Genomic DNA, 12,588 nt, shown 5'->3' on the forward strand with positions numbered 1-12,588 from the left:
AAGAAAAGGCTTTTGAAGGAGGGAATGAATCAGTGAACATAGGGTTTATCGGAACAGGAAACATGGGGAAAATATTAATTGATGCGTTTATTGAATCAAAAGCCGTACGTCCTTCTAAAATTACTATTATGAATCGCACAAAAAAAAGAGCCAAAGAGATTCAACAGCAGCATAAAAAAATTCATGTTGCTGATACAGCTGAAGAAGTTGTTCACGCATCCAAAGTTATTTTTATTTGTGTTAAGCCATTGGATATTCACCCCCTTTTAATAAAATTAGAACCACTGCTGACGAAAGATCACTGCATCGTATCCATTACCAGTCCAATTAGCGTAGAACAAATTGAACGCCTCATTCCAAGTCAAGCAGCTAGAATTATTCCTAGCATTACGAATCGGGCATTAGCAGGTGTTTCTCTTTTCACTTTTGGGGAAAGATGTACGCCTTTTTATCAAAATTATTTACATGAATTATTTTCATCTATGTCAAAGCCTGTAGCCATCGATCAAACGATTACCCGCGTATCATCTGATATCGTAAGCTGCGGACCTGCATTTTTTAGCTTTTTACTTCAACGCTTTATTGATGCAGCAGTTCAAGAGACCAATATATCTGAAGAAGAAGCTACCGTCATGGCTAGTGATATGATTATTGGAATGGGAAAACTATTGGAAAAAGAAATATTTACGCTTCCTACCTTACAGGATAAAGTATGCGTAAAAGGTGGTGTAACCGGAGAAGGTATTAAAGTTTTAGAAGCTGAACTCGGAGAGATGTTTGTTCACGTATTTCAAAAAACACATGAAAAATTTGACGAAGACATTGAGCTTGTTCACAATCAGTTTGATAGTCTTATTCCATAATTTCTATAAAAATCCTGCTTCGAAACAAAAAAAGAAGCCTCTACTCGGCTTCTTTTTTTTGCGCAGAGAAAAAGATGCGCTCACTGTTTGAAGTAGGCTTACTCATCTTGAAATCTGCACTCATTTCTATATTTATAAAACCAGCTTCACTCAGCCATGATTGATAATGATCAATCGACCAAGTGCGCTGAGCATGCACCTCATCAAACCGATGATACGCATCGATTTCCTCATCATAAGCAAAAAACGTAATATCATGCTCTACGCGGATATCTGTATCGTTATAGGCGCAATTCCAAATATATGACACGTCTTCATCTACGTAAGAAAAGGATTGATTTCCAAATACATGCTGCATCTTGTGCACTGAATGAACGTCAAATATAAAGAGCCCACCTGGTTTTAAGTGCTTATATACACGTTGGATTGTTTCTTGAACTTCTTTGTCACTTTGCAAATAGTTTAAAGAATCACAAAAGATTACTACACAGTCAAACTCTTTTAATAACTCAAGTTCTGCCATGTTTTGCTGAAAAAGAGATAGCGTTACTCCTGCCTCTGCTGCCTTTTCCTGAGCTACCATAAGCATATCGTCAGACAAATCAACGCCGACTACAGAGAAACCTTCTTTTGCAAATCGAACGGAAAGTTCTCCCGTGCCGCAGGCAAGGTCTAATATACTAGCAGGCTTCGCTTTCGCTTTTGCTACCTGCTGATTAAAAAATTCAGTCCAATCGTCATACGGAACGTCTGCCATTAGCTGATCATATACGTAGGCAAATTCTCCGTACCTGCTCATAGCTGTAGCTCTTCTGAACTTACAAATGGTGCATCTCCCCATAAGCGTTCTAGGTTATAATATCCGCGCTCATCTTTATGGAAAATGTGAACCACAACATCATCAAGGTCAACAAGAACCCATTTAGCCTGCTCGAAACCTTCTAAACGCTTCATAGAAATGCCATGCTCGTGTGCTTTTTCTTTAATTTCACGAGCAATTGCCTGTACTTGTTTATCTGAGTTACCGTGACAAATAACAAAATAATCTGCCACAAGTGAGATTCCTTTCATATTTAACGCTACGATATCTATTGCTTTTTTATCATCTGCTGCTTCCACAACAAGAGATAGCAATTCACGTTCAGTCATGTGTTTGACCTCCTAAGATTAAATCATTATATGTCATCATTGTATCGGGATAAACGGCCTGATGTTTGGTCATCAAAAAAGAAATCGTATTTTTTAATGATTGAATAAGTGCTGCGTCTAAGTCCGTTTTAGCCAACTCACGCACTTCATCAACCCCCGGAAACCTTCTTCCAGGTTCAATATAATCAGCAACATACACAATTTTTTCAAGTAACGTCATACCAGGTCTTCCGGATGTATGATAAGCAATTGCATTCAATACTTCCTTATCCGTAATCCCTACTTCATTTCTCACTAAAAACGCGCCTACTGGAGCATGCCATAATTCTGTATTGTATTCCAACAAAGAAGGATTCATGTTTTGATCAATAATAATTTGCTTCATCTCTTCCTTTGGACGAAATTTGGCGTAATCATGAAAAATAGCAGCCAGCTCTGCTTTCTTTTCGTCTACTTCAAAATGCTTAGCTAATTCAATTGCTGTTTCCATTACCCCAATAGTATGAATATAACGACGTTCTGTTAATTGTTTCTTTACGATTTCTAATGCATCAGTTCGATTCATATAATTGATTCTCCTCAATATATTGTTTAACAACAGCAGGTATAAAATAACGAATTGTTTCTTTCTTTACTACTCGTTCGCGAATAAAGGAAGAGGAGACATCAAACTGTGGAACTTCTACTTCTTTTATTGGGTAAGGGGACGTAATGGTATACCCTGGACGCTTTACACCTACAAATGTAACCAAATTGACTAATTCATCAATTTCATACCACTTCGGCAAATATTCTACCATATCAGCACCAATGATGAAATGAAACTGATACGCTGGATATTTCTCTGTTAGTATTCTCATCGTATCATATGTATATGAAGGCTCTTTACGCTGAAATTCAATTGGCTGCAGGGTAAATTGATCATGTTCTTCAATAGCTAGCTTTAGCATCTGTAAACGATGATATGGCTCAATAGGCTCTTTGATTGTTTTATGAGGTGGAATATACGACGGCATGAACCATATCTCATCTAATTTTAAGGCATGCAAAACCTCATTTGCCATCATTAAATGCCCCAAATGAGGCGGATTGAATGTTCCACCTAAAATTCCAATACTCTTCAACAATCCCCGACTCCTTTAATTTACTTCATTTTTAAATAGAGCGGGTTGCCCCGCTCTATTTCATTTTACTTATGGCAGCATTAACTGCTTATTTTCGCGTGATTCTTTATATAACACAATTGTATTTCCAATCACTTGTACAAGCTCTGCTTTTGTTCCTTTTGTTAGTCGAGCAGCAACCGTGTCACGGTCTTCGTCACAGTTTTGCAGAATGCTCACTTTTAATAATTCTCTTGCTTCTAATGCATCAGCAATTTGACCAATCATATTTTCATTGACCCCACCTTTCCCCACTTGGAAAATTGGATTTAAATGATGTGCTTTTGAACGTAAAAAACGTTTTTGTTTACCTGTTAACATAAAAACCTCCGCTGTATCTTATCTCTTAGTTAGTGTTGAAAGAACAATGTGTTCCATTGCCTCTTCGTCAGGACGAACGTTCGTCCATTTTTCAAATGCAAGTGCACCTTGCAGTACGAACATACCGACACCATTATGAGTGCCTGCCCCTTTTGCTTCAGCCTCTTTTAAAAGCTTTGTTTTTAAAGGGTTGTAAATAATATCGCTGACTACCGCTGCTTTTTGCAATAAAGTAAGTGCTAAAGGCAGCTCATCAACGTTAGGATACATCCCCACTGAAGTCGTATTAATAATAATATCGAATGTATCTAATTGTTTTTCCGCATCTGAAATAGACATTGCCTCCGTTTTTGTCGAAAAAGGCAGCTCGTTAGCTAATACAGCTGCTTTTTCAACCGTACGATTGCATATCGTAATTACATCGGGATTGTGCTGAGCTGCAATTGTATAAAAAATAGCTTTTGCAGCTCCTCCAGCTCCAATAATTAAAATTCTTTTTTTGGATAAGCCGCCTTCTACTGCTTTCAATAAAGACGTCACATACCCTTCTCCGTCGGTATTATATCCAATATAACGACCATCTTGATTAACAACTGTATTGACAGCGCCAATTGCCTTTGCTAATGGATCGACTTCATCCAAATGATTCATAATATCAACCTTATAAGGAATTGTAACATTAAATCCTTGAATATTTTTATCTTTTAGCTGCCCAATGGCTGATTCAAAATGAACAGGTTCAATTGGAAAAGCTTCATAATAAGCATCCATATTTAGACGTTTAAAGGCATCATTTTGCATCAATGGCGATAGTGAATGCCCAAGCGGATAACCAACTAGACCATATAATGTACTCAAGATTTTTTCCCCTTTTTGTTTAAATTAAAGAATCGCGCACAAATACGCCGACTCCTTTTGGTGCATGTGCCACAACTTTTGAGCCTGCTTCATTAACCGTAACCCAGCCAAGTCCTGAAAAAACAATATCGGTTTTTTCATTTTTTATTGTAAATTCATGTGGCACGAGTTCAGGAAACTCACTCATTTGCTCGGGGCGCGGCGGCTGAAGCAGTTCACCTGCTTGCTTTTCATACAACTCATCTGCTTTTTCAAGCTTCGTACGATGGATATGCAAGTCGTTCGACACATAACATGTTAATGACTTGCGGCCACCCTGTACATAATCTAAGCGTGCTAATCCTCCAAAGTATAACGTTTGCCCTTCATTTAGCTGATAAATCTTCGGCTTTATTTCTTTTTTAGGAGAAATTAGCTTTAAGTCTCGTTTGTCTACATAGTGAGCCATTTGATGGTGATTAATAATACCAGGCGTATCATATAAAGACGCGCCGTTATCAAGCGGGATATCAATCATATCCAACGTTGTGCCAGGATATTGAGATGTAGTAATAATATCCTTTTCTCCAGTTACTTCTTTAATAATGGCATTAATAAATGTAGATTTACCAACATTCGTACATCCAACAACGTATACATCTTTACCTTCGCGATAATGTTCAATGGCTTCGGCAATTTCTCGAATTCCTTGTCCTTTTTGCGCACTCATAAGGAAGACATCCACTGACTTTAGCCCAAGCTCTTTCGCTTCTCGCTTCATCCAATGAATCAGTTTATTTTTCTTTACAGACTTTGGAAGCAAATCTGCTTTATTTCCCACTAAAAGAACCTTGTTATTTCCAACAAATCGATGCAAACCAGGTAACCAGCTGCCGTTAAAGTCAAAGATATCCACAACTTTTACAACCAAACCATCCGTTTGACCAATTCCGTTTAAAATCTTTAAGAAATCATCGTCTGTTAAGGAAACATCTTGTACTTCGTTATAATGCTTTAAACGAAAGCATCGCTGGCAAATGATCGCTTCTTTTTCTAATGCTGACTTTGGGGCGTAGCCAAGTTCATTCGGTTGTTCTGTTTGAATCTCTACTCCGCAACCCACGCACTGTATTTTTTCTTCACTCACGTTTTAATCCTCCCAGTTAATCATACCTTTTCGTTTCATCCAACCTAGAATTCTTCTTTCCATTTTACGGTTAAATTTTGTTACAAATCCATCTGTTTGTGCAACTGGTACAACCAAAACCGTATATACGCCGAGGCGATTTCCTCCTAATACATCCGTTAAAAGCTGGTCGCCAATGACTACAACTTCATCTTTTTGCAGCTCCATATCACGAAGAGCTCTTCTAAATGCTTTACGCATAGGTTTGCGTGCTTTATATACAAATGGAAGTCCAACTGGATCTGAAAACAGTTTGACTCGTTTCTCCACATTATTCGATACAATCGTAATTTTAATTCCGCTATCTTTCATTAATTGAAACCACTCAATTAATTCCGGAGTAGCATCAGGGCGATCCCATTCTACCAACGTGTTATCTAAGTCGGTAATAATTCCTTTTATGCCGCGCTCTTTCAAATCGTCTGGCTTAATTTGAAACACGTTTTTCACATGTTCATTTGGTAAAAAAAGTTTCAACACGTATCATGCACCTCGAATATATAGTTACATACTAAAATTAACGCCGTCTATCATTATAACGACTTCTTGGTATTTTCCAACCTAAAATTTTATTCACTTCAAAAACAGGCCTTTTCTTAGTATAAAGGATATGCCTTATGAATGCTTTAACTTTATACATAAAGTTATTGACATAAGGTAGTAAATCTACATGTGTTCGTGAGCTTACGATATATCCAACCACTGAAAACTTCAAATAAAAAATGGTGCAGAGAACGTTTATTACTTATCAAATAGGGTAAGTGGTAAACAAATTCTGTTAAAAGTTTTCGACAAAAATTGATAAGTCCAATTATGTGGATAAGGTTATACACATTATCCTCTATTATAGTTCAGTAATTAATGGTAATTATAAACAACATACCCACATTTTATCCACCGAAAGCTGTGGATAACAGAACGATTGTTCCTTTATTTGATTCATGTTAGATTATAAATAAGGAATTTATTAGCATTTAAATATAACTTTTTAGGATATTTATTTTAGTAGGAGGTGGCGGCAATCTTATGAGAAAATTATCAGATGAGCTGCTTATTGAGTCGTACAGCAAAGCAACTGAACTGCAATTAAGCCCTGATTTTATAAAATTAATTGAAGAGGAAATTGAAAGAAGATCATTAAAGATTAGCATACAAATTCCTTCTTGACGAATAAAAGAGCCTTCTTAATAAAAGAAAGCTGTATCTTCATTTATCTATCAACTCTTTTATTATATAGGCTCTATTTTTTCAAATGAGCAATTGGTTCTCCACACTTTACATAAGAACCTGAATGAACGTTAGAAGCAAAGGTGATTGAGCCCTTCTCAAATAATAAAATAACAGTCGAACCAAACGTGAAGTAAGCCATTTCTTCCCCTTTTTCGACTACTTCTTTTTTAGAAACCGCTTCAATACTGTTGATAAACATAGCTCCTACTTTCACCATCAGCATGTGACCATTTTCAAATGTTAACTCCGTGAGCTTCCGGAAATTTTTTACAAGTGGTTCTTTCCCATACTTGATTCCTAATGAGTTTACTGGATAAGACTTTTGTCCAACGGTCCACGTATTTCCCACTTGGGCTTTAAGAGGACTGTGAATGCGATGATAGTCTTTTGGACTAAGATAGAGGATAATAAACTGCCCTTCTATATATTTTTCAAGAATTGGATCATTTGAAACCATTTCCTGTATAGAATAAGGTTTGTTTTTTACAATCATTTCTTTTTGAGGCGTAATAACTCCATATGCTTCTATCTTTGCATCTACAGGACTGACAACGCTGTCTTTCTGCTGATCGACTGGGCGGGCAGAAGACTTCAAACGGCGAATAAATAGCTCGTGTAAGTTTTGATAATGATGCAGAGGCTTGTCCATTTCTTCTTTATTTACTTTAAAAACTTTTGTATAGGAGGGGATAACAAACCGGCTCCATTTAGAGAAAGTGAATTTTCGAATGAGCTGAGATGATACTTGGTGATTAGTAAGCTCAATAAACGTTCGATACAGGTGCTGCAACAATAATTTTACCTCCACATACTGAATAGTTCTTTACTAGACTAAGGTTTGCGTCTACAATGAAATTACCATTATTTTTACCTTTAGTTCATTCCATCCTTTAAAGGAGTGAGGAAATTGTTTTTATTAGACTATCTAGATCATACAATTAAAAAGCTGAGATCCCAAGCGGCAAACTCCTTAACGATTGTTAATTTAAGTTTAGGAAGCTTTGCTATTTTATTTGTCATGAAAAATGAATTGAACTTAAGTTTATTACTAATTTTTTTAGCGGCACTAGCAGACCGATTCGACGGCATGGTAGCCAGAAAGCTGCAAATTGAATCTGAACTTGGAAAACAACTGGACTCCATGTGCGATATTATATCATTTGGCATCGCTCCAGCTCTACTACTTTATCAAAGTATTTTATCTCACTTTGGTGCTGCAGGCTCGATTGTTACCATCTGTTACATTGCTTGTGGGGCACTTCGTCTTGCTCGCTTTAACATCACAGAAAATACTGGGTATTTTACAGGACTCCCTATTACCGCAGCAGGTTGTTTATTAACCCTTAGCTACTTGGGCGTCCCTTATTTGCCTTCACACTTTTATATGTTTTTAATTATCGTACTTGCTTGCTTGATGATTAGTACTTTCAAGCTAAAAAAAGTATAGAGCTCCATTTACTTTTATAAAGGAATATTATCGTCTTATTTCTTTTCTTATTATAGACTAACCCGTCTTCTTTAAGAAACAAAGCGAAAATCCCTTAAGAATTTTTAAAAATGAATGATTTTATTGGTAGGATATGTAACCTAAAAAAACTCATGCGCTTGCATGAGTTTTTTTACCACCAGCAGCTAAACCAATAGAAGCTTCCGAAAATTAATAAGAGAACAAACAGAACAATTAACAATCCAAGTCCCCAGCCGAAACCTCCTCCACATGGATAACCTGGATAATTAGGATAACAGCAACCTCCATAACCGTACATATTCTCCCTCCTTACACTATGAACTACTATTAGCGTATGTACACACTTTCTCCCTGTATGGGCTGGTAACTATCTCTAAAGAAAATTCTGGAGACTTTTTCAAACTCTCTTGTCCCTACGGGGAATTTTAAACGTACAGGCAAAGACATCCTTCTTTTTACATATAGTGTAATGTTAGTCTCTCACAGGTTGATATCCCCTTATGGAGGTGAAGAGATGTCTGCACTATTTACCGCACTAGGCTATTTCTTTAAAGAATTGGTTTTCCTTGTTTCCTACGTAAAAAACAATGCGTTTCCTCAACCCTTGTCTGCTGCCGAAGAAAAGAGATATTTATCTTTAATGGAGCAAGGAGATCAAGAAGCGCGAAATCTTCTTATTGAACACAATCTCCGACTCGTTGCGCATATTGTTAAAAAGTTTGAAAACACAGGAGAGGATGCGGAAGATTTAATTTCAATTGGGACAATCGGTTTAATTAAAGCAATTGAAAGCTATTCTCAAGGAAAAGGTACAAAATTAGCTACTTATGCTGCACGCTGTATTGAAAATGAAATATTAATGCACCTGCGAGCGCTCAAAAAAACAAAAAAAGATGTGTCGCTGCATGATCCAATTGGCCAAGATAAAGAAGGAAATGAAATCAGTTTAATTGATGTATTAAAATCAGAATCAGACGATGTGATTGATATGATTCAACTAAATATGGAATTAGAAAAAATAAAAGAATACATCGATATTCTCGATGATCGAGAAAAAGAAGTAATTGTTGGTCGCTTCGGCTTGGATCTACAGGATGAAAAAACCCAGCGAGAAATTGCAAAAGAATTAAATATTTCAAGAAGTTATGTTTCGCGAATTGAAAAGCGAGCGCTAATGAAAATGTTTCACGAATTTTACAGAGCCGAAAAAGAGAAAAAAAAGAGCGGAAAGAAGGAGAGTTAATCCTTCTTTCCGCTCTTTTTTTAAAACAATTTCCAAATAATAATCCGCAGCAAACACATCGTTACTCCCCCTATTACTTATTTAGGTGGAATCTTTCTCCACAAGCAGCCATACAACGATATATCCTTTTTGATTAATCATCATTCATCCACTCCTTTCTACTGTTTAAATTAGAAATGACGATAAAATTCATACTTGCGGTCTTTTATTTCTTCTTCTAATTGTCTTACATACTGTTCATGCTTAATTTCTGCCTCTGAGTATTGACGGGGCTTTATGGTAATAGTTAAAAAGAAAATGTTCAATGTCATTACAATCACCTCCTTATACACAAAAAACCACAGTTATGCATAAGCATCCTGTGGCTGAAAAATAATAAAAACCACAGGGCTACTATTCGCACCTGTGGTGAATTAACGTGTTTTAACGATCAAGGCAAGAAAGTTACTTGATACAGGAACACGGCCGAATAGTATACGTATATAGACGATTTTTGAACATAGTTGAAACTGGATGACCCATAACTGATAAACGTCTTAACATATGACTCGACCTCCTTTTAATAAAGTATTTTCCTTACAATGGTAATTATATCCACGAACTTATAAAAAGTAAACTGTTTTTTTGAAAAATAGGGAATTTTTTTATTTCTTCAACCCTCAAAAAAAAGACGATGAATGATCGCCTTTTTTATCTATTATTCTTTTTCTTTCATTAGTTCTTTTTTCAGTTTTTTAGTTTGATAACTAAAATAAAAAGCAAGGGCAGTAAAAAGAATAACGATAGCTTCCATTATTCCAAGCTGCATGTCACTTTTTTCGCCTTGGCCAATCATAACACCAATGTACAAGAATGTACTCACAGCTAGAAGGACGTAAATAAAGCGGCTGTAATCTTCAATTTTTGCTTTGATGTGTTGAGCTTTCATACAATCACCTTCTCAGTAGAATGTTATAACTCTACTCTATCATAGATCTATAGGTCTATAAAAATCCTATTTTTACCACTTTCATTTCAATGCTCTTTCTAAGTCTTCAATTAAATCTTCTACATCTTCAAGACCTACAGAAATACGAATTAATCCATCTGTAATTCCTAGCTCTTTACGTCGGTCACTTGGTATAGAGGCATGAGTCATTTTGGAAGGAATTGAAATAAGGCTTTCGATAGCTCCTAAACTTTCTGCTAATGTAAAATACTTCACTTTCCTCAGTACTTGTTCCGCTTTCTCTTCACTTCCTACATCAAAAGAAACCATTCCTCCAAAACCTCTTGCTTGCTTTTTAGCAATTAGGTGGTTTGGATGGGTTTTTAATCCTGGATAATATACTTTTGTAACAGCAGGATGATCAAGTAAAAATTCCACTATTTTCCTAGTATTAAATTCATGTTCTTCCATTCGTATTCCTAATGTTTTAATCCCTCTCATTAAAAGCCAAGAATCTTGAGGTCCCAAAACGCCTCCAGTGGCATTTTGAATAAAATGAAGGTCTTCAGCTAATTTAGGCGAATTCACAACGGCTAGCCCTGCTACAACATCACTGTGACCACCTAAATACTTAGTTGCACTATGCAGAACAATATCCGCTCCTTTTTCAATAGGATTTTGCCAATAAGGCGTACTAAATGTGTTGTCAACAATGGTAAGTAAATGATGCTGTTTAGCTACTGAAGAAGCCTGCTGCAAGTCAGTAATTTTCAGGAGAGGATTCGTTGGAGTTTCGATAAAAATGGCTTTTGTGTTAGGGCGAATTTCTTTCTCGATATTTTGAATATCGCTTGTATCAATAAAAGTAGCCTCAATGCCAATACGGCTCAGTACTTTTGTAATAACTCGGTACGTTCCTCCGTATACGTCATCTGTAATTAGCACATGATCTCCGCTGTTAAACAGCATAAATACAGCAGTAGTAGCTGCCATACCAGATCCAAACGCAAACCCAGCATATCCTCCTTCAATTTCTTTGATAAGTTCTTCTAGAGCGTGTCGTGTAGGATTACCGGTTCTCGAATATTCGTATCCTGTATGTTTTCCTGCTCCCTCTTGTTTATAAGTGCTCACTTGATAAATAGGAACAGAGACAGCACCCGTCTGTTCGTCGCCCACAATTCCACCATGAATTAACTGTGTTTTACGTTTCATTTTATCTTCCTCCACTGTAAATATTTTTACTTAAGTACCGTTCACTGCTATCGGGAAAAATAGTAACAATACGAGCGCCTTTTTCTGCATTTTTTGCTTCAAGCAGGGCTGCTTCAAAGGCTGCTCCTGAGGAACTCCCTACAAGCAATCCTTCTTTTAAAGCCAGCTCTTTCACTCTTTGAAAAGCATAAACATCTTCAACAGTATGAATAGCATTAAAATAAGAATGCTCCATATAACCAGGGATAAACTCCATTCCAATTCCTTCAGTTAAGTGAGGACCAGATTTCCCTCCGTTTAAAATTGAACCTTCTGGCTCAACGATAACCGTTTTTAGGGAAGGATTTTTTTCTTTCAAAAATTTCGCTGTACCCATAAATGTTCCACCTGTACCTGCTCCAGCTACAAACACGTCAATTTTTCCGTCAAGCTGTTCATATATCTCTGGCCCTAAGGTTTTATAATAAGTCATAGGGTTGGCTGGATTAGCAAACTGTTGAGGACAGTAAGAACCAGGTATTTCATGCAGCAGTTCTTGAGCTTTGCTTATAGCACCTGTCATACCAGCTTCAGTAGGCGTTTGAACAACAGTTGCGCCCAAAGCCTTCATAAGCACCTGTTTTTCAATACTGAATTTCTCTGGAACACATAGTATGACATTTATTCCGTGCTGAAGAGCAGCTAAAGCCAGCCCAATCCCCGTATTCCCAGCAGTAGGCTCAATCACTGTTCCACCTGGCTTCAGTCTTCCAGAGCCAAGAGCTTCTTGCAGCAGTTCTTTTCCTAAACGATCTTTTACACTTCCTCCTGGATTAACATATTCCAGTTTGGCAAATATCCTGATTTTCCGAGGTAAATCAAATTGTGTAATCTCAATCATAGGTGTGTTTCCAATCAATTCATGAACGTTTTTGGCTAACTTCATAATCTTGAACACCTCGCTATCGAAATAATATAACTTAACATATAAATAAAGTCGGAATTG

18 protein-coding genes are annotated in these 12,588 nt (G+C 36.7%); 4 read left to right on the forward strand and 14 right to left on the reverse strand.

Translation table 11 applies throughout. The annotated features are described in order from the left end of the window. The first annotated feature begins 32 nt into the window (after nucleotides 1-32). A complete protein-coding gene (gene comER / locus ACLHDF_RS07190; protein ID WP_025750559.1) occupies nucleotides 33-863 on the forward strand; it encodes a late competence protein ComER in 831 nt (276 codons plus the stop codon). A 40-nt stretch (nucleotides 864-903) separates the two neighbouring features. Here the strand turns inward: comER and ACLHDF_RS07195 are convergent, their stop codons facing one another. From ACLHDF_RS07195 to ACLHDF_RS07230, 8 genes are all read right to left on the reverse strand, one after another. Continuing rightward, nucleotides 904-1,662, reverse strand: a complete 759-nt coding sequence (locus ACLHDF_RS07195; protein WP_413918202.1) for a class I SAM-dependent DNA methyltransferase — start codon at nucleotides 1,660-1,662, stop codon at nucleotides 904-906. Next, nucleotides 1,659-2,012, reverse strand: a complete 354-nt coding sequence (rsfS, locus tag ACLHDF_RS07200; protein WP_413918203.1) for a ribosome silencing factor — start codon at nucleotides 2,010-2,012, stop codon at nucleotides 1,659-1,661. Before rsfS ends, ACLHDF_RS07195 begins: the two co-directional genes overlap by 4 nt. Next, entirely contained in the window at nucleotides 2,005-2,577 is a 573-nt protein-coding gene (yqeK, locus tag ACLHDF_RS07205; RefSeq protein WP_413918204.1) for a bis(5'-nucleosyl)-tetraphosphatase (symmetrical) YqeK, read from the reverse strand. Before yqeK ends, rsfS begins: the two co-directional genes overlap by 8 nt. After that, complete coding sequence (locus ACLHDF_RS07210; RefSeq protein WP_413918205.1) at nucleotides 2,564-3,136, reverse strand: nicotinate-nucleotide adenylyltransferase; 573 nt, start codon at nucleotides 3,134-3,136, stop codon at nucleotides 2,564-2,566. Before ACLHDF_RS07210 ends, yqeK begins: the two co-directional genes overlap by 14 nt. Before the next feature lie 69 nt (nucleotides 3,137-3,205). Then, nucleotides 3,206-3,496 (reverse strand): ribosome assembly RNA-binding protein YhbY, encoded by a 291-nt coding sequence (gene yhbY, locus ACLHDF_RS07215; RefSeq protein ID WP_251391468.1) that lies wholly within the window; start codon nucleotides 3,494-3,496, stop codon nucleotides 3,206-3,208. A gap of 18 nt (nucleotides 3,497-3,514) precedes the next feature. After that, nucleotides 3,515-4,354: a shikimate dehydrogenase gene (gene aroE, locus ACLHDF_RS07220; RefSeq protein WP_413918206.1), complete on the reverse strand. Its 840-nt coding sequence runs from the start codon at nucleotides 4,352-4,354 to the stop codon at nucleotides 3,515-3,517. Nucleotides 4,355-4,373: 19 nt separating this feature from the next. Next, on the reverse strand, nucleotides 4,374-5,480 hold the full coding sequence (yqeH, locus tag ACLHDF_RS07225; protein ID WP_413918207.1) for a ribosome biogenesis GTPase YqeH: 1,107 nt from the start codon (nucleotides 5,478-5,480) through the stop codon (nucleotides 4,374-4,376). Nucleotides 5,481-5,483: 3 nt separating this feature from the next. Further along, nucleotides 5,484-5,996, reverse strand: a complete 513-nt coding sequence (locus ACLHDF_RS07230) for a YqeG family HAD IIIA-type phosphatase (protein ID WP_013059263.1) — start codon at nucleotides 5,994-5,996, stop codon at nucleotides 5,484-5,486. 549 nt (nucleotides 5,997-6,545) lie between these two features. On the opposite strand from ACLHDF_RS07230, the gene ACLHDF_RS07235 reads away from it, so the two are divergent. Beyond that, on the forward strand, nucleotides 6,546-6,686 hold the full coding sequence (locus tag ACLHDF_RS07235) for a sporulation histidine kinase inhibitor Sda (protein WP_013059264.1): 141 nt from the start codon (nucleotides 6,546-6,548) through the stop codon (nucleotides 6,684-6,686). A 73-nt stretch (nucleotides 6,687-6,759) separates the two neighbouring features. Here ACLHDF_RS07235 and ACLHDF_RS07240 read toward each other — a convergent pair whose 3' ends face one another. After that, entirely contained in the window at nucleotides 6,760-7,542 is a 783-nt protein-coding gene (locus ACLHDF_RS07240) for a phosphatidylserine decarboxylase (protein WP_413918208.1), read from the reverse strand. A 114-nt stretch (nucleotides 7,543-7,656) separates the two neighbouring features. Between ACLHDF_RS07240 and pssA the strand changes: the two genes are divergently transcribed. Then, the gene (gene pssA / locus ACLHDF_RS07245; RefSeq protein WP_013059266.1) at nucleotides 7,657-8,196 is read left to right on the forward strand and encodes a CDP-diacylglycerol--serine O-phosphatidyltransferase; all 540 of its coding nucleotides are present in this window, start codon (nucleotides 7,657-7,659) and stop codon (nucleotides 8,194-8,196) included. 172 nt (nucleotides 8,197-8,368) lie between these two features. Here the strand turns inward: pssA and ACLHDF_RS07250 are convergent, their stop codons facing one another. Continuing rightward, on the reverse strand, nucleotides 8,369-8,515 hold the full coding sequence (locus ACLHDF_RS07250; RefSeq protein ID WP_413918209.1) for a hypothetical protein: 147 nt from the start codon (nucleotides 8,513-8,515) through the stop codon (nucleotides 8,369-8,371). A gap of 216 nt (nucleotides 8,516-8,731) precedes the next feature. Between ACLHDF_RS07250 and sigK the strand changes: the two genes are divergently transcribed. Continuing rightward, complete coding sequence (gene sigK, locus ACLHDF_RS07255; protein WP_221784605.1) at nucleotides 8,732-9,460, forward strand: RNA polymerase sporulation sigma factor SigK; 729 nt, start codon at nucleotides 8,732-8,734, stop codon at nucleotides 9,458-9,460. Nucleotides 9,461-9,630: 170 nt separating this feature from the next. Here sigK and ACLHDF_RS07260 read toward each other — a convergent pair whose 3' ends face one another. The 4 genes from ACLHDF_RS07260 to ACLHDF_RS07275 all read right to left on the reverse strand — a co-directional run bounded on the left by ACLHDF_RS07260 (nucleotide 9,631) and on the right by ACLHDF_RS07275 (nucleotide 12,528). Continuing rightward, the gene (locus ACLHDF_RS07260; protein WP_413918210.1) at nucleotides 9,631-9,771 is read right to left on the reverse strand and encodes a YrzI family small protein; all 141 of its coding nucleotides are present in this window, start codon (nucleotides 9,769-9,771) and stop codon (nucleotides 9,631-9,633) included. A gap of 386 nt (nucleotides 9,772-10,157) precedes the next feature. After that, nucleotides 10,158-10,388 carry a YrhC family protein gene (locus tag ACLHDF_RS07265; RefSeq protein WP_028411668.1) on the reverse strand — a complete coding sequence of 77 codons (231 nt, stop codon included), beginning with the start codon at nucleotides 10,386-10,388 and terminating at the stop codon, nucleotides 10,158-10,160. Between the two features lie 81 nt (nucleotides 10,389-10,469). Next, entirely contained in the window at nucleotides 10,470-11,603 is a 1,134-nt protein-coding gene (locus tag ACLHDF_RS07270; protein WP_413918211.1) for a bifunctional cystathionine gamma-lyase/homocysteine desulfhydrase, read from the reverse strand. 1 nt (nucleotide 11,604) lies between these two features. Continuing rightward, nucleotides 11,605-12,528 (reverse strand): PLP-dependent cysteine synthase family protein, encoded by a 924-nt coding sequence (locus tag ACLHDF_RS07275; RefSeq protein ID WP_413918212.1) that lies wholly within the window; start codon nucleotides 12,526-12,528, stop codon nucleotides 11,605-11,607. Nucleotides 12,529-12,588: the final 60 nt, after the last annotated feature.

Origin of the sequence: Priestia megaterium (assembly GCF_046599315.1) — a bacterium.
Classification (GTDB): Bacteria; Bacillota; Bacilli; order Bacillales; family Bacillaceae_H; genus Priestia; species Priestia megaterium_F.